We start from the raw sequence: 20023 nt of genomic DNA on the forward strand, positions 1-20023 counted from the left end.
GGGTACGCCGCGTCGCATATCTCGGTGTCTCTGAATCTTTGAGCATGGTGTCCACGATGGTTTACGTGCACACGATCTTGCGAGATGTCGCGGGACTGTTCAAGGTGGTACGGCTGGTCGCTTACGCCCTATGAGCCAATCTGCACAACCCTATGCGGTCCGCCGCCTTGGTGCTGACGACGCTGAGGCGTTTTCGGCCTTGCGGCGCGAAGTCACGCGAGACAATCCGGTCCCCATGGGTTTGACGTTCGAGGAAGAACTCACGCGCACCTTGGATGGCTTTCGGGCGCAGCTCTCTGCACCTCTGCCCAACGCCGTGTTCGGTTGTTTTGTTATGGGTGAGCTTGCCGCGACAGCAGCCGTCGGCCGCGCAGGCCAGTTCCCTTCTTCGCATCACAAGATGGTGATGTGGGGCGTGTTCACGTCCCCTCGGCACCGTCGCCGAGGACTAGGCCGACAGGTCGTGGAAACCGCCCTTCAACACGCCTTCGACAACGGCGTGCACCGGGTGAACCTGCAGGTGTACTTGCCCAACGAACCGGCCATCGCGCTTTACAAAAAAATGGGCTTTGTGAAGTACGGCGTTGAGTCTGAAGCTGTATGCCTTGATGGCCAGTATCACGACGGTGTTCACATGACCCTTGCGAAAGATCGGCATGACAAGCCGCTGCATCCGACGGCTTTCGGCGTCTGCTGACCAGCGTCAAATCGCGAATTACACGGCTGCTATTGCAAGGCGCTGTCCGAAATACTGGCTGGTTTTGCAGGCGCAGGGCATCTGATCTGCAGTGTTGGCTCGCGGCGCAGCTACAGCGAGCCTATGGTGGCCAGCGACTTCGTCATGCGACCGTTGGCGGTCATGTGTGTCCACCAGCGAGCACGAGTCCCGAGTACGTCACATAGGGCTCTGGCGGGCAGCTCACACCCTTAAAAGGCGACCATTGCACCGGGTGTTCTGGTAACCTGCGCCGACACGCATTTCTTCACGAAATGCCGTCAGGGAGGTGATTCATGCGCAAATATGTGTGGGCTTGTTTTGCACTGCTGGTCTCTGCGCTGGCGGGCTGCGGCACAGTGGCGGTCGACCTGACGGCGGTTGAGTCGGCCCGGTTCCTGCATGAGGACAACCGCCACAACCTCGCCTGCGATATACCTGTCCCGTGGGGCATCATCAGCCGTGGGTCGCTCGATGGCGCTTTGCCCGATCCCAGGACATTGCCGCGCGAACTCCCGCAGGCGGGCTTTCGCACCGGCTACGTGCGTGGGCCCGATCCTGTCCCGTGCGAGCGGCAGGTCTACCTGCGCACCGACACCGTTTTCCAGTTTGACTTTCGGGATTTCCTGACCCGGTTTCGACCCGATCAGATCCAGTTGGCCATGCTCTCGATCGATGAGGTCCCCACCGAGCACGATGTGTTGATCCGGTTCGCCGAGCCCTGGCTGGACAGCGGGACGCTCGAAGGTTTCACGCGTGTTGACAGCACGAGCGTGCCCTTCCAGGTCAAAGCTGTTCGGTCCAGCTGGGTGCCCATGCCCAGCGACGCGGCCGCTGCCGTGCAAGGGCGGCCAGAGATCGTCCCATTGCCGGACGTGTCGCGGGGGCGCAGTCAGTTTTCCGTCCCGCTGTCGGGCGAAGCAACGCCAACCTATCTGGTGACCGAGGAGGTGCTCGGCTTTCTCGCGCCAACGGCAGGTGGCGCACAGAGGTTCGGATTCGCCATAGAGCCGGCGCCTGGCCGGTACCTTCAACGGTACAAGCGGTTCAACGAAGTCAAGGCCGCGTTTCGAGTTCGCCTTAGGTTGCTGGTCAGACCCTGAGGTCAGTTTTCTTCGACTTCTTCCTCCGGCGCGCAGGTCGCCAGTGGACGGACACATCGCCCGTACCAACACAATGCTTCCTCGAGGAGTGTGGGCGGCAGAAGGCATCGAAGCGAAACGTGCGAAAACCGAGGATCGCGTGGTGCTACCGACAAGCCCAGGGTAGGCCCCTGGGCGCAGGAGGTAGTACCGTGCGAGACCGGTTTATCGCGCGTTGCAGCCGATGCTCCTTCTGCCGCCCGCACTCCTAGCTGCTTGCCGTTGACCACCGGGTAGTCCACTCCAGTGGCGCCCCGCATTCGCATGACGCTTCTCCTCCTAAGTATTTTTGCTATTAATTGAATAGCTGCTAGCGCTTATCCATCAAGCGATAGCGGCCAAAAAATGCTTAAAATTTGCGTGCTACGCGCTGCAGGCGCAGCGTCAGAACCGCGTCCGCAGCGTCACCTGCACCGCGCGCGGCGAGCCGGGCAGGATCAGGTTGTCGTTGCTGCCGTGGGCCGACACGTAGTACTTGCGGTTGGCCAGGTTCTTGATGTTCACGTCCACATCCCACTGGCCGAGCGTGTACTGCAGGGCCGCGTCCAGCGTGGTGTAGCCGGGCAGGGTGACCAGATTGGTCAGCGAGGTGAAGCGCGCACCCACATAGTTCACGCCGCCGCCCACGCGCAGGCCGTGGCCCAGGTCTTTCATGGCCCACAGGAAGGCGGAGTTGCGCGGCGTGAGTGCGGGCACCTTGCCTTGGGCGGCGATGGCGGCGGTGGGCAGCTGGGTGGAGGTTGTGGTGGCCAGTGACTTCGTCATGCGGCCGTCCAGCCAGGCGTAGCCGGTGCTCACGTCCCACCGGCCGGGCAGGCGGCCGTTGGCGGTCAGCTCCAGGCCGTTGGTGCGCTGGGTGCCCACGTTGATCTGGCGTCCAGGGTTGGCGGGGTCGGTGTTCTTGATGTTGGTGCGCTCCAGGTTGAAGAGCGCACCGGTGACATTGAGGCGGCCGTCCAGCAGGTCGAGCTTGACGCCGATTTCCTTGTTCTCGGTGATCTCGGGTTCGGCGCCGGTGTTGTTGGCGGCCAGCGCAAACGCTTCGGCCGAGGGCTGGAAGGATTTGCTGTACGACACGTAGTACGACACCACATCGCTCGGCTGCCACACCAGGCCCGCGCGAGGGCTGAACTTTTTGTCGGTGCGCGAGAGCGTTGCGAGCTTGCGGTCGAACGTGGTCTCTTGCCCGAAGACGTCGTAGCGGGCGCCCACCAGCGCCTTCCATTGGGGCGCCAGCGTGATCTGGTTTTGCCAGTACAGCGCGGCCGTGTCTTGCGTGGTGTGGCTGGGGATGGCGCTGTCGGCGTTGTAGTTGGCCGCTGGGATGGCGGGAGCAGGGCGGTTGCCGGGGTTGAAGAGTGGCACGCGGTCTGCGCCACCGGTGACGGACTCGGAGCGTTTCTTTTGCTGGCCCAGTTCCACACCCATCAGCCACTCCTGCTTGAAGCCGCCGAGCTGGTTGCGCCACGTCACGTCGGTCTGGTTGAAGAAGCCTTTTTCGTCGCGCAGGATGAACGAGCGCGTGCGGCCCACCGTCAGGTTCACCGGGTCGGTGGTGCCGCCGGGCAGGGTGTTGTAACGGTCTAGCGCGTAGTCGTACAGGCGCGTGACGTTTTGCACCGACCAGTCGTCGTTGAAGCGGTGGTTCAGCGTGGCCGCGAACGACTGCATGGTGCTGGTGGTGGTGTCGTCCTGCGCGGCGTTGCTGGAGCCGTAGTAGGTGCTCGCGGGCACGTTGACGGGGCGGCCGTTCAGGGCCGGGATGCCGAAGTCCGTCAGCCGCTTGTCGCGCGCGTTGGTGTACTGCAGCAGCAGGTCGGTCTGCGCCGCGAGCTTGAGCGCGAGCGACGGCGCGAAATTGTGGCGCTTGACGAACTGCTGGTCGCGGTAGCTGCCGGAGTCCTCCACGGCGGCGTTGATGCGGAAGGCGGCGGTATCGCTGATGCCCACATTCACGTCGGCCGTGGCGCGGCGGTAGTCGAAATTGCCCAGGCCCAGCGATGCCTCGCCCGAGGTCTCGCCAAACTTGGGCTTCTTGGTCACGCGGTTGATCAGGCCACCCGACGATCCGCGCCCGTACAGCACTGCGGCAGGGCCCTTGAGCACTTCCACGCGCTCGATGTCGGCCAGGTCTCGGAAGTACAGCGCGTCGTCGCGCACGCCGTCCACAAACTGGTCGGCAATGGCGGTAAAGCCGCGTATCACCACCTGGTCGCGCTGGCCGTCGCCGTGGCTCATGGCCACACCGGGCACGTTGCGCAGCGCGTCTTCCATGGAGCGCGCGCCTTGGTCGCGCAGTAGCTGTGCGGGCACTACGTTCACGGCCTGGGGCACGTCGCGCAGCGGCGCGCTGCCTTTGGTGGCTGTGCTGGCGGCGGCGGGCGAATAGCCGTCGTCGTCCGCGCTGGATTGCACGGTGACCTCGCCCAGCGTCTGCGGCGTGGTCTGCGCAACTGCAGCGGGCGGCGCCGTCGTCTGCGCCAGTGCCGTGCCACACAGCGTGGCAAGCAGGGCGGCCACCAGCGGGTGGAGGCGATAGGGGGTTGGTGTGTAAGCGTGCATGGTTTTCCTTGGAGTGAGCGCAACGCGGTTGGCGAAAAGCCCTTGCACCTCGTGGCCTGGCGCGTGCCGCGAAGGCCCGCTGTCTGGGATGTGGTGGGGCCGTGAAAACAGAAAAGCGAGTTCGAGCCCGAGCGGCTCAGCGCACGGCTGCGGGAGCGTGGAGCCTGTCCATCACCACCCCAGCGCCCGCGCCAGCAAGCCCGCCAGCAGGGCGGCGCCAGCCAGTTCGGGCGTGCGCCGGGGCTGCCAGGTGACGGTTGCCGTGACCGCCACGGCGGCCACCGACAGGGCCACGGACCATGCCGTTACGCCCAGGGATGCAGGCACGCCCCCCGGCGGGTGCGCCGCTGCCAGCCACAGCGAAAGCACCAGCAGCAGCCAGCCCGAGCGGCGCAACGCCACCAGGCGGCGCGCGGCGCCTTCCTGGCCCAGGGCGTCTTCGTGGTGGCGATCCATGCCCAGCGCAATGGCCGACCAGGCGGCAAAGCACAGAAGAAAGGCAGACATGGCTCAGGCTCCCGAGGTGGAGGTTTCGGCAGGCGCCACGGGCACCGACGGGGCAGGTCGCGCGGGTCGCGCACTCCGTGCAGGCGCACCGCGCCGGGGCGTGCGACCAGGGCGCACGCGCCACGCCAGCCAGCCCAGCAGCAGCCCGGTGGCCAAAAACGACAGGTCCATGCTGGCCCACACCCATTCGCGCGCGGGCAGGCTCACGCCCAGGTGGGTGTGTGTGGTCAGCGCGTTGATCAGCGGCAGCGCGACCCACACCAGGCCCGCAGCGGCCAGCGGCACCGTCCAGCCCAGGCGGTGCGGGCGCACCACCGCGCAGGCCAGCGCCCACAGCAGCGTGATGCCCCAGGCGCTGAAGAACCAGGCCAGCTCTGCATCCGCTCGGCCCTCGATGCCCACAGGGATCAGGCGGTTGGCGGCCAGGTACACGCCACAGGCCAGCGGCAGCCCGGCCAGTGTCGCGATGTTGATGCCAGCCACCAGGCGCTCGCCGAACGGCGCTTTGGGGTGCGCAGCGGGCGCGTTGCTGGTTGTGTTGCTGGTCGTTTTGGCCGCCCCTTGGCGGCTGGCCTGTGTCTGCGACTTGGCGCTGCGCTTGACCGACCACAGCACCATGCCCGTGGCAATCATCAGGCTGCCCAGCACCCCAAAACCGAACAGCGCCCAGCGCAGGCCCACATCGGCAAACCGCGCCATGTGCAGGCCATACAGCACGCCATAGGTCTTGACGGCGGGGCTGGTGGCATCGGCCTGGTCCAGCCACTCGCCGGTGGTGGCATCAAACAGCAGGCGCGGCGGGCGGTACTGCAGTCGGTCGCCTTCGTGGCGCGTTACCTCCACCACGGCGCGGCCGTTGGCATCGCGGCGCGCCTGCACGCTGCCGATGCGCCCGCCCTGCCAGCGGGTGGTGGCCGCGTCGATGATGGGCTGCAGGGTGATGGCGGGCAGGGGTTCCACCTTGTCGCCCGCACCCCGGCGGGTACGGCTTTCGGGCTTCTCGCCCTGCAGGTCGGCAAAGTACGCGTTGGAGTCCACGCCTTTCTCGTTCTTGTAGTTGGCGGCAATGCCTGCGGGCATGTACAGCGTGTGGAAGATCATCAACCCGCTGAAGGTGATCATCAGATAGAACGGCAGCACCAGCACGCCGCTGACGTTGTGCGCATCCAGCCAGGCACGCTGCCCGCCCTTGGTAGGGCGGAAGGTGAAGAAGTCCTTGAAGATGCGGCGGTGCGTGATCACGCCAGTGATCAGCGCCACAAACATCAGCATCGTGGCCACGCCCACCAACCAGCGGCCTTGGATAGTCCAGCGGCCTTTTTGCGCGGTACGCAGCTCGAAGTGAAAGCGGTAGAAAAAATCACCGCCCATGGTCTGGCGCGCCTCGATGGGCTCGCCCGTCTGCGGGTTCATGCGCAGCGTTTCAAAGCGCCCGTTGCCGGTGCCGCGCCAGAGCATGTTGACGGCTGGGTCGCGGTCATCGGGCAGGTGCAGGATCCACTGGGTGACGTCGGGGGCCTTGCGCACCAGCGCGTCCACGGACTTCTGGGCCACCTGCGCATCGGCCGCGTCGGTGCGCGGCAGCCCGTGCATCTCGGGTCGCATCCACAGGTTGAACTCGTTCTTGAAGAACGACAGCGTGCCCGTGAGGAAGATCGCAAACAGCAGCCAGCCCAGGATGAGCCCTGCCCAGGTGTGCAGCCACGACATCGCCTGGCGAAAGCCTTCGCGGTCGGCGCTCTTGCGCACGGTGGAGGTCGCTGTTGTCATGGCGCGCCCCTCATCCATTGCGGCGCCATGGCGCACGCGCCCATTGCCAGGGCGGGCAGCAGTGTGCCGCCCCAGGCGCCCCAGGCCGTGCGCGCATAAAACGCCCATCCCGCCGCCATGGCATAGGCCAGCCAGGCCAGCATGGTGGCGGTCAGCACGGCCTCCACGCGAGGCATCCACAGCGCCAACACCAGCGAAAGCGCAGCGGTGAACCCCGCCGCCAGCGCATAGCCGCCAGCGATGGCCGCCATGGCGCGGGAGGTGATGACCAGGCGGTAGCGCCAGTCAACGCGGGCCGCCTTCATGGCCGACCTGCGGCGGCACCCAGGGCGGTGCGGCCTTCAAAAAAGGAGAGAAGCAGAACTCCTGCAGGGCAGGGGCTGGCGGTGCTGCGCGGCATCAGAAAGGCTCCAGGCAGTAGGTGTCGTACGGCAAACGTACAAACGCTGGCTGCAGCGGCGGAGAGCCCGGCTGACTGGCTGGCTAGGTGTTAAAGGGAATCACGGGACCTGCCCTTGCAGATCGGGAGCTGCAAGAAGGAATGGCCTTGGTCGTAAGAACGCATTCTACTTTTGTTGAGAAGCATTCGCATTTATGAAAATGCTATTTGCGCTGGTTTGATGTGTGCTTGCAACAGCTTGTGACATGGGGGTAGGGCTGTGCTTCGCAGCCCCGTGCAATCGGGGGAACTTGGTGATGGCGTGGGCACAAAAAAACGGGCCTCGGCCCGTTTTTGTTTTTCTTCTTGGTACTTTTCGTGGAGCGCTTTGATGCAGCCTAGGCGTTACTCGACGTCACCCATCTGCGATTGCAGGTAGTTCTGCAAGCCCACCTTGCCGATCAGATCGATCTGGGTTTCCAGGAAGTCGATGTGCTCTTCGGTGTCGTCCAGGATTTTTTGCAGCAGGTCGCGCGAGACATAGTCACGCACTGTTTCGCAGTGGGCGATGCCATCCTTGATGGTGGCCTGGGCGCCTTGTTCGGCGCGCAGGTCGCAGGCCAGGATCTCTGGCACGTCTTCGCCGACCTGGATCTTGGCCAGGTCCTGTAGGTTGGGCAGGCCATCCAGCGTGAAGATGCGGTCCATGAGCCAGTCGGCATGCTTCATCTCGCCGATGGATTCCGAATACTCCTTCTTGGCCAGCTTGTCGAAGCCCCAGTGCTTGAGCATGCGGTAGTGCAGGAAGTACTGGTTGATGGCCGTGAGTTCGTTCTTGAGCTGGGCCTGCAGATGGCCAATGACCTGTGCGTCACCTTTCATGGGGACTCCTTGTTGTGTTGTGTTGATTCGGCCCCGATTGTCGTGAGCCATATCAACACGCGCAAGGCATATCCCTGCTAGAGCGCGCTGGCTGCGTGTGAGGTTGATAGGCGTTCGCGTTCACCCCGGTCGACCCTATCCGGCACGGTAGGCCCGATGGGGCTGCCCAGGCCGTGCGCGGTGCTATTGTGCGGCGCGTGGCGCGGCAGCCTGTGTGCCCATGGCGGTTGCGGCTGCAGACGATGGCACCGTGCGCCGCTCACGCCAGTGCGCCAGGCCCAGCCATACCGTGGGCACAAGCACCAGGGCCAGCGAGATGGCCTGGGCAATGGTGCCTTCGGCCAGGTCTTCGGTGGCCGCATGCCAGTAAGCGTTGTCGATGCCGGGTATCGCTGCGCCTTCGGTGAACTCATGGAACGCATACACCACCAGTTGCACCGCAAACACCGCCATGAACCACGACGTGACGCGGAAGAACCGCGCAAGGTTCACTGCGCGGCCGTAGCGTGTCCAGGCCCAGGCGATGGCAATGGCCAGCGCCAGGCCCGCCAAGCCGCCCCAGGCCATGTAGCCCAGCTCGGCGCTGCGGGCCAGAGCGGCGAGCATGGTGGCGGTTTCCACGCCTTCGCGGCCCACCATGAACAGGGCAAACAGGAACACCGCCACCCAGGCGCGCGGGCCTTCCAGCACGCTGGCGCGGTCCATGCGCTGGGCAATGTCCTGGCCCATGCCTTGGCCCGCACGGCGCATGTGCACCACGCACCAGGCCACGGTGGCGGCAGCCACCAGCGCCATGCCACCCTCGGCTGCGGGCGACAGCGCGCCCACCTGCGAGAGCACCCAGCCCAGCACCAGCGAGAGCAGGGCTGCCACGCCCACGCCCGCGCGCAGTGGCAGCAACAGGTGCAGGCGCCCGGTCTTGCGCAGGTACAGGGTGGCAATCGCCACCACGAGCAGGGCTTCCAGCCCTTCGCGGAAACAGATCAGAAGTGTTTGGAACATGGTGTTTGAGGTCTTTGCTATAAATTTATGAGCTGCTTTCGCTTATCAATAAAGCGCTACAGGCCGTTTTGACCAATATTTCAGAGGCGTCGAGCTTTGGCTGGCCCACTGCAGCAAATTGGCCTGGGCGGCGTTGCTGCAGTGCGGTAGATGATAAAACTAAACGCGAATCAGTTGTATTTAAATGTTTGATATGCCGCAAGGGTTGACCAGGTGGGCGGTGGTTTGTGCAGCGGCTTCGTGGCGGTCTTTGGGGGTTTAAAAGGGGGCAAAATGCCCGCCCCGGCCTGAGGGCAGGGTGTCACTGTATAGTCACAGGCAATTGATTCAATCAAATCAATTAATTGGATTGATGGTCTCGAAAGACCTAGACTTCAGTCCTGTTCAGTTAACCAACCACCAAGGAAACAGCAATGTCCCTGATCAATACGCAAGTTCAGCCCTTCAAGACCACCGCTTTCGTCAACCGTGACGGCAAGGGTGAATTCATCGAAGTGACCGAGCAGTCCCTCAAGGGCAAGTGGTCCGTGCTGATCTTCATGCCCGCAGCTTTCACCTTCAACTGCCCCACCGAAATCGAAGACGCTGCCGACAACTACGCTGAGTTCCAGAAGGCCGGCGCCGAGGTCTACATCGTGACCACCGACACGCACTTCTCGCACAAGGTGTGGCACGAAACATCGGACGCCGTGGGCAAGGCCAAATTCCCCCTGGTTGGCGACCCAACGCACCAGCTGACCAACGCGTTCGGCGTGCACATCCCTGAAGAAGGCCTGGCGCTGCGCGGCACGTTCGTGATCAACCCCGATGGCGTGATCAAGACCCTGGAAATCCACTCCAACGAAATCGCCCGCGACGTGTCGGAAACCCTGCGCAAGCTCAAGGCTGCCCAGTTCACCGCCGCCAACCCTGGCCAGGTCTGCCCCGCCAAGTGGAAGGAAGGCGCCAAGACCCTGACGCCTTCGCTGGACCTGGTCGGCAAGATCTAAGCATTCGCTTTTCTCGGCCTCTGAAGCCGGACAGCGTCATGGCGCCTGTGCGCCGTGCCGTCCGGCTTTTTTACGCCCGGAGTTTGACCCGCAGGCTTGATCTGAATCCCGCTTGCCATCACGCTCCCCACATACAACTCCAAATTCAAAGGACACCACCATGCTCGACGAACAACTCAAGACCCAACTCGCCGCCTACCTGGAGCGCGTGCAGCAGCCGTTTGAGCTGGTGGCATCCCTGGACGACAGCGAGACTGCGCGCGACATGCGCGAGCTGCTGACAACCATCCAATCCCTGCGCAGCGACAAGATCACCTTGCGCACCGACGGCAACGATGCGCGCAAGCCATCCTTCAGCCTGCAGCGCGCGGGCGCCACCAACAGCCTGCGTTTTGCCGGCCTGCCCCTGGGCCATGAATTCACCTCGCTGGTGCTGGCCCTGCTGTGGACGGGCGGCCACCCGCCCAAGGTGGAGCAGGACGTGATCGATTCGATCAAGGCCCTGGATGGCGACTTCAACTTTGAGGTCTACATGAGCCTGACCTGCCACAACTGCCCGGACGTGGTGCAGGCGCTGTCGCTCATGGCCATCGTCAACCCCAAGATCAAGACCACCGTCATCGAAGGCGGCGCCTTCCAGCAGGAAGTGACCGAGCGCGAAATCATGGCCGTGCCCATGGTGTTTTTGAACGGCCAGGTCTTCGGCTCCGGCCGCATGTCGATTGAAGAAATCGTCGCCAAGCTCGACACCGGCGCCGCCGCCCGCGAAGCCGCCAAGCTCAGCGCCAAGGCCCCGTACGACGTGCTCATCGTCGGCGGTGGCCCCGCCGGCGCAGCCGCCGCCGTGTACGCTGCCCGCAAAGGCATCCGCACCGGCGTGGCTGCCGAGCGCTTTGGCGGTCAGGTCAATGACACGCTGGCGATTGAAAACTACATCTCGGTGCTCGAAACCGACGGCCCCAAGTTCGCCGCCGCGCTCGAAGCACACACCCGCGCCTACGGCGTGGACATCATGAACCTGCAGCGCGCCGACAAGCTCATCCCCGCCGAGCCAGGTGGCCTCATCAGCGTGCAGATGGCCAACGGCGCCACGTTGCAGTCCAAGACCGTGATCCTGTCCACCGGCGCCCGCTGGCGCAATGTCAACGTGCCCGGCGAAGCCGAGTACAAGAACAAGGGTGTGGCCTACTGCCCGCACTGCGACGGCCCGCTGTTCAAGGGCAAGCGCACGGCGGTCATCGGCGGCGGCAACTCGGGTGTCGAGGCCGCGATTGATCTGGCCGGCATCGTGGCCCACGTCACGCTCATCGAGTTTGCCGACCAGCTCAAGGCCGACGCCGTGCTGGTCAACAAGCTCAAGAGCCTGCCCAACGTGACCATCCACACCAACGCCCAGACCACCGAGATCACCGGCGCCGACGGCAAGGTCAACGGCCTCAAGTACAAGGACCGCGCCACCAACGTGGAGCAGCTCGTGCCGCTCGAAGGCGTGTTCGTGCAGATCGGCCTCGTGCCGAACACCGAATGGCTCAAGGGCACGGTGGAGCTGTCCAAGTTCGGCGAGGTCATCGTCGACTCGCACGGCCGCACCAACATACCCGGGGTGTTCGCGGCGGGCGACTGCACCACCGTGCCGTTCAAGCAGATCGTGATCGCAGCAGGTGATGGATCGAAGGCGGCACTGAGCGCGTTTGACCACCTGATCCGCATGCCGGTGGTGGCGGCTGCACCTGCAGGGGTTTCGGTTGCCGTGCCTGTGGCAGAAATTGCATGATTTTTTGGATGAAAATGGCCGCTAGCGCTTGATGGTAAAGCGCTGATAGCTATTGAAAAATGAGCGACTGGTTGTCTTGTGCAGCCAGTCGCTTTTTCTTTGGGTCAGAGGGTGCCGTTGCGCACGTAGCCCATCGCGATGGACTTGTGTATGCCTCTTGCTGCTCCTCGCAAAGCCCCGGCTGTGCGAGGTCCCACATTCGGCTCCCGTGCGGCCATCGCATGCCAAGACTGTCGCGGTCATCTCTGCACGTTTCAGGTCCCCACGCGGGCATCGCGCCGCACTGACTGCGGTGGCTTGCCGAAGCCCCGCATGAACGCCTCGCGAAGATGGCGCCGATCGCGAAAGCCCGTTTCGCGTGCCACCACCTCCAGCGGATGGCGGCTGCGCTCGATCATCAAGCGCGCTGCCTCCACACGCAGACGTTCGACCGCCTTGGCGGGCGACTGGCCGGTCTCGGCTGTGAACACACGGCTGAACTGGCGCGGGCTGAGGTTCGCGGCCGCAGCGAGTTCTTCCACACCCAGCGGTTGTGCTAGGTGGCTGCGGGCGTGCTCCAGCGCCCGCGCAATGCGGTCCGAGCGCGGGGCGAGGTTCAGGATCTCCGAATGCTGCGACTGGCCGCCCGAGCGGCGCTGGTGCATGACCAGCCGGTGCGCCACCGATCGCGCCACCTCGTCGCCGAGGTCCTTTTCGACGAGGCCGAGCGCCAGATCCAGTTCTGCCGTCATGCCGGCCGAGGTCCAGATCGGGTCATCGGCGATGAAGATGCGGTCCGGCTCGACCTGGATATCGGGATGGCGCTGCTGCAGCACGTCTGCATAAGCCCAGTGCGTGGTGGCACGTCTCCCTGCGAGCAACCCAGCCTCGGCCAGTACGAAGGCTCCGGTGCACAGCCCTACGGTCCGGCGTGCCCGAGCGCTGCACTTTCGCAGCGCATGCAGCAAGGACGGTGGCGAGGGCGGGGTGGCCAACGGGTCGATCGCGCCCACCACCATCCAGGTGTCGGCCCTGCTGCGCGCGGTAAAGGGCCGCGTCTGCAGGACAGTGCCCAGCGATGCCTTCACGCTGCCGCCGGGCATCGAATAACAAGCCACGTCGTAGAAGGGTTCGCCCGCCACAACGTTGGCGAACTCGAAGACCGCCTGTGTGGCCAACGCCATCACCTGGAAACCGGTCGGCATGAGGTAGCCGATTTTGTGCATTTTCTGTTTCTGGAGGATATGGCGTAAAACATGACTATATGCGTCATTTACGCCAAACGCCAGAGGGCGCAACATTCGGTCCATTGCAACCACCACCGGACCATCACCATGACGCAAACGAACCTGGGCACAGCCCTCATCACCGGATCCTCCTCCGGCATCGGGGCCCTCTACGCCGACCGCCTGGCGCGGCGCGGCTATGACCTCATCCTCGTCGCCCGCAACCGCGAGCGTTTGAACGCGCTGGCTGAGGGCATCAGCAACCGCTACGGACGCGCAGTAGAGGTCTTCCCCGCCGACCTCAACGACCCAGTAGCGCTGCGCAGCGTGGAGAACAAGCTCCAGCGCGATGCCAGCATCACCCTGCTGGTCAACAACGCCGGCACGGGCACGCACACGCCGCTGCTGGACAGCGATGTGGACCAGATGACCCGCATGATCGACCTCAACGTCACGGCGCTGACGCGGCTTACCTACGCAGCGGTGCCCGGCTTCGTGGCACGCGGCAGAGGTGCGTTGATCAACATCGCCTCGGTGCTGGCGGTCTCGCCAGAAACGCTGAACGGTGTGTATGGCGGTACCAAGGCCTTCGTATTGGCCTTCAGCCAGTCGCTGCAGCACGAACTGGCCAGCAAGGGCGTGCGGGTGCAGGCCGTGCTGCCGGGTGCAACGGCCACCGAGTTCTGGGCGCGCGGCGGCCTTCCCGTGGAGCACCTGCCGGCGCAGATCGTGATGCGTGCCGAAGACCTGGTGGATGCTGCCTTGCAAGGCTTTGAGCGCGGCGAGCCGGTGACGCTTCCTTCGCTGCACGACGTTGCCCTTTGGGATGCGTACGAAGGCGCGCGCAAGGCAATGGCGCCCCACCTCTCGAACAACGAAGCAGCATCGCGCTACCAGCCCTTGCGCTGAGCGGGCGTATCGCATTTGCGCCTATGCCCCCTGAAAGTTAAAGAGACCCGCCATGCAACGCACCCACAGTGATTCACTCTCCACCATCAAGATTCCCGGGACCGAGGAACACTTTCTCGATCCACTGGGATCCTACAAGGCAAGCCCTGGGCGTTTGCGCTATCTCTCGGGCGGAAAGGGGCCAGCGCTGATCTTGCTGCACACCGTGCGCACCCAGGCCGAACACTTCCGTCACCTCATCCCGCTGGTCCAGGACCGGTACACGGTATACGCGCTTGATCTCCCTGGGATGGGCTACTCGCAGATCGTGCCGGGCGCCTCTTATGACGAGCCCGCCATGCGCGAGGCGGTCAAGAGCCTCATCACCCGACTCGACTTGCGCGACGTAACGCTGCTCGGTGAATCGATGGGCGCGACGCTCGCCCTCACCACCGCAGCCGATCTTCCCGACAGAGTGCGGTGTGTCGTGGCGATCAATGCCTATGACTACGCCGGGGGTATCGCGCGGTCCAGCTTCCTGGCCCGATTCGTAGTGACGGGCGCGCTGGCGCCGTTGGTCGGCCGGACCATTGCGGGCGTCCAACCCAAGCCGATCGTTCGCGCCGTGCTCCATGGGGGCCTCGGCAACACGGCCGCCCTGCGCGACGACTACCTGGATGAACTGCTGAAGGTCGGACGTCGGACCGGCTATCCGGTCGTTGCCCACGCGGTGTACGGCAACCTGCCCAGCCTCATCGCAGCCCGCGCCCGCTACCCCGAGGTCAGCGTACCCGTCCACTTCATCTACGGTGAAAAGGATTGGTCACGACCCTCGGACCGGCAAGCCAACAGGCAGATCCTCCCCGCGGCCGAGTTTGTGCAGGTGCCTGGCGCCGGTCACTTCATCGTCCTTGAGCGTCCGGACGTGCCCGCCAAGGTGCTGAACGATTCACTCGCAACAACCTGAGGATCTCTTATGCGAACCCCTGACATTGTTCTCTGCGCGCCGGTCCGAACACCCATCGGAAGCTATGGCGGCGCGCTCAAGGAAACGCCCGCGTCTGCACTGGGTGCCGCAGTGATTGGCGAGGCCCTTCGGCGCTCAGGTCTGGCTGCGCAAGCGGTCGACACCGTGGTGATGGGACACGTGATCCAGGCCGGCACGCGGATGAATCCGGCGCGACAAGCTGCTATCGGCGGCGGACTGCCGGTGCAGGTGCCCGCCCTGACTGTGAATCGGGTGTGTGGATCGGGTGCACAAGCCATCGCGACGGCGGCACTTGAGATTGCAGCGGGTTATGCCTCTGCGGCGATTGCTGGCGGCATGGAGAACATGGACCAGGCCCCCTATCTGGTGCCCGGCGCGCGCTGGGGCCACCGCATGGGGGACGCTCAGATGCTGGACAGCATGCTGCGCGACGGTCTCCATGATGCTTTCAGCGGTCAACACTCGGGCTGGCATACCGAGGATCTGGTCGCACGGTACGGCATCACGCGCGAGGACCAAGATCGCTGGGCCGCGCGTTCACAGCAACGGTTCAGCGCGGCTCAGGCTGCCGGCCAGTTCGCGCAAGAGATCGTCGCCATCGAGCTCTCCAGTCGCAAGGGGCCGGTGAGCTTCTCACACGACGAAGCCACTCGGCCCGACACCACGGTCGAATCTCTGGCCAAGCTCAAGCCGGCGTTCCGAAAAGACGGAACGATCACTGCAGGCAACGCGCCAGGGCTCAACAGCGGCGCTGCGGCGATGATCGTTGCGGAGAGAAGTTTTGCGGAGAAGCACGGGCTACAACCCTGGGCGCGCCTGGTCTCGCACGGCGTCGCGGGGGTGGAGCCGGGCATGTTCGGTATCGGGCCGGTGCCTGCGGTCAAACTCGCCCTGGAACGCGCCCACTGGAAGCACACGGACATCCAGCGCATCGAGATCAACGAGGCCTTCGCCGCGATCACGCTGGCCTGCCTGCGCGAGCTGGACCTGCCGGAAGACATCGTCAACGTCGAGGGTGGCGCCATCGCCCACGGCCACGCCATCGGCGCAACGGGCGCCGTGCTGACCACACGCCTGCTGCATTCGATGCGGCGCGACGGCTTGAAGCGGGGCATCGTGACCCTGTGCATCGGCGGTGGTCAGGGCATCGCGCTGGCGCTCGAAATGCTCTGATGGGAAGAGTGGCAATAGGCCTGTACTACCTGAGCCTATGCAAATTATGTAACGTATTGAGAATTATTCTCATATAATTTCATCCCATCAGCCAGCCACAACGGCCCATCCTTCTGTCCGCAGAAGCCAGGACCGTCTGCATGGAGCCAGCTCTGTATTCGTTGTCGTTTCAGAGAAGGACCTCCATCCGTGGCGCAGGCATTCCGTTTCCCTTCGTTTTCTTCTCGGCGCGCGCTGGCGCAGCCTTCTGATCAGCCGCTGCAAGGCCGTCTGCGGCCGCTTGCATGGCTGGTGGCCTGTGCATGTGTGGCGATTGGCAGCGCGCATGCGCAAGATGCGGCCCAATTGGTGGCTGCAGCGCCGCAGCTCAAAGAAGTGGTCATCAGCGGCTCGCGCAGCGAGCAGGATCGCGACGAGTTGCCCATGAGTATCGACGTGATCAATGCGCAGGCCATCGAGGAAGGCCAGGTGCGCGACATCCGCGACGTGGCGCGCGAGCTGCCCAACGTGTCGGTCACGCGCTCGCCCGCACGCTTCTCGCTGGCCAGTGGCTCCACGGGGCGCGAACAGAACGCGGGCTTCAACATCCGGGGGCTGGACGGCAACCGCGTGTTGATGATGGTGGATGGCATTCGCCTGCCGCGCAGCTATGCCTTCAGCGCCAATGCCTTCGGGCGCGACTACCTGGACATCGGGCTACTGCAGCGCATCGAGGTGGTGCGCGGCGCCACCTCGGCGCTGTATGGCTCCGACGGCATGGCGGGCCTGGTCAACTTCATCACGGCAGACCCATCGGCCTTCCTCGACGGCGACAAGCGCATCGGCGGCCGGGTGAGCCTGGGCTATGACGGCGACGAGCACGGCAAGCGCGTGGGCGCCACGGTGGCGGGCCGGGCGGGCGATACGGTGCAGTGGCTGCTGGGCGGCAACGTCACCCGCGCCCGCGAGCTGGACAACATGGGCACCAACGATGCGGCCAATGCCGACCGCACCAAGCCCAATCCGCAGAAAGACAAAAGCGGCGCTTTGCTGGGCAAGGTGGTGCTGACGCCCGGCGGCGGCCAGCGCCATGTGTTCACGCTGGAGCATGTGGACAAGACGTCCGACTACGAGTTGCTCACGGCACGCTCCAAGCCGCCGCTGGCTGCCACCTCGGTGCTGGGCTCTACCTCGTTCACCGACATGCAGCGCAGCCGTGCGACGTGGGAAGGCAACTGGCGCGTGAACACCGCGTTTGCCGATGATGTGAAGGCCACGCTGAGCTGGCAGGACGCCCATTCGCGCGAGTACATCACCGAAGACCGCAACACCGCCGCCGACCGCGTGCGCGACGTGACCTATGACGAGCGCACCTGGCAGGCCAACCTGCAGGGCAGCAAGGTGCTGCGCAATGGCGGGCCATGGGTGCAGAAGATCACCTACGGCCTGGACTACACGGCGGCCAAGGTCGAGAACCTGCAGACCGGCGTGACGCCGCCCACGGGCGAGACCTTCCCGCTCAAGCGCTTCCCCGACACCACCGAGACCAGCACGGCCCTGTATGTGCAGGACGAGTTCGTGAGCGGGCCCTGGAGCATCACGCCCGGCGTGCGTTTTGACACCTTCCGCATCAAGGCCGACCAGGCGGGCTTTGGCGCGCAGGCCGTGTCGCTGTCGGGCAATGCAACCTCGCCCAAGTTCGGCGTGCTGTACCGCGCCAGCGAGCAGTGGAGCGTGTTTGGCAACTACGCGGCGGGCTTCCGTGCGCCCAATGCGGGGCAGGTCAACGCCTTCTTTGAGAACCCGGTGGGCAACTACCGCACAGTGCCCAACGCCAACCTCAAGCCGGAGAAGAGCCAGAACTTTGAACTGGGCGTGCGCGGGCGCCTGGAGCGTTTGTCCATCGAGGCTGCCGCGTTCACTGGCCGCTACAAGGACTTCATCGAGGACCTGCGCCAGGTCAGCGGCACGGGCGCGCCGGGCAACCCGCTGGTGTTCCAGTCGGTCAACATCGGCCGCGTCAAGCTGAGCGGCTTTGAAGTCAAGGGCGACATGCGCTGGGGCCAGTGGGCGGGCGGGCAGTGGAGCACTCCGTTTGCCTACGGCCAGACGCGTGGCCACGACACCACCATCGGCAAGCCGGTGAACACTGTGGACCCATCGCGCCTGACGGCGGGACTGCGCTACGACACCGGTGGCTGGATGGCGCGGCTGGACATGACCCATGCCGCCGCCAAGAAGGCCAGCGACGTGAGCGTGGCCACGGGCAGCACGCAGTTCCTCACGCCGTCGTACACGGTGCTGGACCTGGCGGCCCAGTGGCGCATCCGCAAGGACCTGCGCCTGAACGCGGGCATCTACAACCTCACCGACAAAAAGCACTGGCGCTGGGCCGACGTGCGCGGCCTGGCCGCCAACGCCAGCTTCATCGACGCCTACAGCCAGCCGGGCCGTGCAGTGCGCGTGTCGCTGGTGGCGGATTTCTGAGCGCCCGTTCGCTGCTTTTCCATCCCCCGGCATCCACCCAAGGAGATCACCATGAGCCACGCGCTTCACCAGCCCAACGCGGGCAGCCACGCCGACGAGGAATACAGCCTGCCCTGCGCCGAGGCGCTGCTGGCGGGCACCCTGGCGCTGATGACCGGCTATGTGCAAGCCTGCTGCGACAGCCACCGCGACGCGATGGGTCGCAAGATCGCGGCCAACCTGCAGATGCTGGCCGGCGCCCAGGGCTTCACGCCGCACTTTCGCACCGTGGTCTGGAGCCTGCAAGGCCGCTGGGACCAGCAATGCAAGGCGCGCCAGGACGTGGCCGCCAGCGCCGCGATGGTGGCTGCCGAACAACGCCGCGTGCTGTGGCACACCGCGCCGGAGGCCGTGCAATGAATGCCGCAGTGACGAACCCCCCAAGCGCTCCGGCCCATCCGCCGCAGGCCGCCCCCGACATCCGTGAGCGGTTCGCCGCAGCCCGCGCAGCGGGCAAGCGCGCCAAGGACGCTGCCGAGAGCCTGGGGCTGTCGGAAGGCGCCGCCGTGGCCGCACACGCGGGCGAGCACGGCCACCCGCTCAAGGCCCAGCCGCTGCAGGGTTCGTGGCTGGAACTGTTGCAGGCGCTCGAAGCCTGCGGCCCGCTGATGGCGCTCACGCGCAACGAAGGCACGGTGCACGAGAAGACTGGCGTGTACAAGCACGTGTCGGCCACCGGGCCGGTGGGCATTGCGCTGGGCGAAGACATCGACCTGCGCCTGTTCTTTGCGCAGTGGCATGCGGGTTTTGCGGTGACGGAGCTGGCCTACGACCCCGCCAAACCGCCATCGCGCAGCCTGCAGTTCTACAACGCGCAAGGCCGCGCGGTGCACAAGATCTTCACGCGCGATGCCACCGACCTGGCTGCATTCGACGCAGTGGTGAGCCGCTTCGTGCAACCCAGCGCGGGTTACGTGTTTGGTCCGGAGCCCGCGCCAGCGGCCGTGCTGCCTGACGCCGACATCGACGCCCAGGGCTTGCGCGAGGCCTGGGCCGCCATGCAGGACACGCACGAGTTCTTCGGCCTGACCAAAAAGTTCGACGTGGAGCGCCAGCAGAGTTTTCGCCTGGTCGAAGGCCAGTTTGCCTGGCGCGCCGCACCGCAGGCCGTGGCGCGCCTGCTGGACGAAGCGGCGGTGGACGGCCTGCCCATCATGGTGTTTGTGGGCAGCGGCGGCTGCATCCAGATCCACACCGGGCCGGTGCGCAACATCCAGCCGCTCGATACGCCGCGTGCGCAGTGGATCAACGCGCTGGACGAAGGCTTCAACCTGCACCTGCGCACCGACATGATTGCCAGCGTGTGGGTGGTGGAGAAGCCCACGGCCGATGGTGTCGTCACCTCGGTCGAGGCTTTTGACCGCGCGGGCGAGCTGATGGCCATGTTCTTCGGTGCACGCAAGCCCGGCAAGCCCGAACTGCAGGGCTGGCGCGACCTGGTGGCACGCTTGCCTGGCGTGCCGGAGCTGGCCCATGCTGCGTGATCCGATGGCCGTGCAAAGCTGGGGGCAAGGTGGCACGCGTCGGCGGCTGCTGCGCGGT

General features: G+C 65.0%; 17 protein-coding genes. 10 read left to right on the forward strand and 7 right to left on the reverse strand.

The window, feature by feature from the left end:
• Positions 1-130: 130 nt before the first annotated feature.
• Positions 131-697, forward strand: a complete 567-nt coding sequence (locus NFX52_RS18290) for a GNAT family N-acetyltransferase (protein WP_082437467.1) — start codon at positions 131-133, stop codon at positions 695-697.
• A gap of 314 nt (positions 698-1011) precedes the next feature.
• Complete coding sequence (locus tag NFX52_RS18295) at positions 1012-1818, forward strand: hypothetical protein (RefSeq protein ID WP_207402034.1); 807 nt, start codon at positions 1012-1014, stop codon at positions 1816-1818.
• A 423-nt stretch (positions 1819-2241) separates the two neighbouring features.
• Here NFX52_RS18295 and NFX52_RS18300 read toward each other — a convergent pair whose 3' ends face one another.
• The 6 genes from NFX52_RS18300 to NFX52_RS18325 form a co-directional block, all read right to left on the reverse strand.
• On the reverse strand, positions 2242-4419 hold the full coding sequence (locus NFX52_RS18300) for a TonB-dependent receptor (protein ID WP_055398624.1): 2178 nt from the start codon (positions 4417-4419) through the stop codon (positions 2242-2244).
• Between the two features lie 171 nt (positions 4420-4590).
• The gene (locus NFX52_RS18305; protein ID WP_055398625.1) at positions 4591-4926 is read right to left on the reverse strand and encodes a DUF3325 domain-containing protein; all 336 of its coding nucleotides are present in this window, start codon (positions 4924-4926) and stop codon (positions 4591-4593) included.
• 3 nt (positions 4927-4929) lie between these two features.
• Entirely contained in the window at positions 4930-6696 is a 1767-nt protein-coding gene (locus NFX52_RS18310) for a PepSY-associated TM helix domain-containing protein (protein ID WP_207402035.1), read from the reverse strand.
• Positions 6693-7001, reverse strand: coding sequence for a hypothetical protein (locus NFX52_RS18315; protein ID WP_055398626.1), 309 nt, complete (start codon positions 6999-7001; stop codon positions 6693-6695). Before NFX52_RS18315 ends, NFX52_RS18310 begins: the two co-directional genes overlap by 4 nt.
• A 479-nt stretch (positions 7002-7480) precedes the next feature.
• On the reverse strand, positions 7481-7957 hold the full coding sequence (gene bfr / locus NFX52_RS18320) for a bacterioferritin (protein ID WP_055398627.1): 477 nt from the start codon (positions 7955-7957) through the stop codon (positions 7481-7483).
• Between the two features lie 183 nt (positions 7958-8140).
• Entirely contained in the window at positions 8141-8959 is an 819-nt protein-coding gene (locus tag NFX52_RS18325; RefSeq protein WP_055398628.1) for an FTR1 family iron permease, read from the reverse strand.
• Between the two features lie 413 nt (positions 8960-9372).
• Here NFX52_RS18325 and ahpC point away from each other — a divergent pair, with 413 nt between their 5' ends.
• A complete protein-coding gene (gene ahpC, locus NFX52_RS18330) occupies positions 9373-9948 on the forward strand; it encodes an alkyl hydroperoxide reductase subunit C (RefSeq protein ID WP_055398629.1) in 576 nt (191 codons plus the stop codon).
• 160 nt (positions 9949-10108) lie between these two features.
• Entirely contained in the window at positions 10109-11722 is a 1614-nt protein-coding gene (ahpF, locus tag NFX52_RS18335; protein WP_055398630.1) for an alkyl hydroperoxide reductase subunit F, read from the forward strand.
• 254 nt (positions 11723-11976) lie between these two features.
• On the opposite strand, the gene NFX52_RS18340 is transcribed toward ahpF, so the two are convergent.
• A complete protein-coding gene (locus NFX52_RS18340; RefSeq protein WP_055398631.1) occupies positions 11977-12927 on the reverse strand; it encodes a GlxA family transcriptional regulator in 951 nt (316 codons plus the stop codon).
• 108 nt (positions 12928-13035) lie between these two features.
• On the opposite strand from NFX52_RS18340, the gene NFX52_RS18345 reads away from it, so the two are divergent.
• The 6 genes from NFX52_RS18345 to NFX52_RS18370 all read left to right on the forward strand — a co-directional run bounded on the left by NFX52_RS18345 (position 13036) and on the right by NFX52_RS18370 (position 19965).
• A complete protein-coding gene (locus NFX52_RS18345; RefSeq protein ID WP_252635769.1) occupies positions 13036-13836 on the forward strand; it encodes an SDR family NAD(P)-dependent oxidoreductase in 801 nt (266 codons plus the stop codon).
• 52 nt (positions 13837-13888) lie between these two features.
• Positions 13889-14782 carry an alpha/beta fold hydrolase gene (locus NFX52_RS18350; RefSeq protein ID WP_055398633.1) on the forward strand — a complete coding sequence of 298 codons (894 nt, stop codon included), beginning with the start codon at positions 13889-13891 and terminating at the stop codon, positions 14780-14782.
• A 9-nt stretch (positions 14783-14791) separates the two neighbouring features.
• Positions 14792-15976 (forward strand): acetyl-CoA C-acyltransferase, encoded by a 1185-nt coding sequence (locus tag NFX52_RS18355; protein WP_055398634.1) that lies wholly within the window; start codon positions 14792-14794, stop codon positions 15974-15976.
• A gap of 234 nt (positions 15977-16210) precedes the next feature.
• Positions 16211-18442, forward strand: a complete 2232-nt coding sequence (locus tag NFX52_RS18360) for a TonB-dependent hemoglobin/transferrin/lactoferrin family receptor (protein ID WP_055398646.1) — start codon at positions 16211-16213, stop codon at positions 18440-18442.
• Positions 18443-18493: 51 nt separating this feature from the next.
• A complete protein-coding gene (locus NFX52_RS18365; protein WP_055398635.1) occupies positions 18494-18841 on the forward strand; it encodes a hypothetical protein in 348 nt (115 codons plus the stop codon).
• On the forward strand, positions 18838-19965 hold the full coding sequence (locus tag NFX52_RS18370) for a hemin-degrading factor (RefSeq protein WP_055398636.1): 1128 nt from the start codon (positions 18838-18840) through the stop codon (positions 19963-19965). The genes NFX52_RS18365 and NFX52_RS18370 overlap by 4 nt, the downstream gene beginning before the upstream one ends.
• Positions 19966-20023 lie beyond the last annotated feature (58 nt).

The organism is Acidovorax facilis (genome assembly GCF_023913775.1).
In the GTDB taxonomy this organism is placed as follows: domain Bacteria; phylum Pseudomonadota; class Gammaproteobacteria; order Burkholderiales; family Burkholderiaceae_C; genus Acidovorax; species Acidovorax facilis.